Annotated in this window: 1 protein-coding gene; it reads left to right on the top strand. The window is 71.3% G+C overall.

The genetic code is table 11. The features are described from left to right. Window positions 1-317: PilZ domain-containing protein (locus N826_RS39410; RefSeq protein ID WP_044438151.1), on the top strand; the 317-nt coding region annotated here is incomplete at both ends.

Genomic DNA, 317 nt, shown 5'->3' on the forward strand with positions numbered 1-317 from the left:
GCGGGGCGGGTGCGCGGCGAGACGACCGAGGTCGCCGCGGCCATTCAGGAGCTGCGCCAGGTGCTGGTCCGGGTCGTCCGCACCGCGACACCCGACGTCGACCGCCGCCTCAGCGAGCGCCATCCCGTCGATCTCGCCGCCACGATCTCTGGATCGAACGCCGGTGGCGCCGTGCGGGTTGTCGACCTCTCGGCGACCGGAGCCCGGCTCTCGGGCAATCCGGGCCTGCACGACGGTAACACCGGAATGCTCAGCTTCACCGGCTCCGGCATCTCGGTCGGCTTCCGGGTTGTCGAAGCTGGGTCTGACGATCTGCG

Origin of the sequence: Skermanella aerolata KACC 11604 (assembly GCF_000936425.1) — a bacterium.
Taxonomy (GTDB): Bacteria; Pseudomonadota; Alphaproteobacteria; order Azospirillales; family Azospirillaceae; genus Skermanella; species Skermanella aerolata.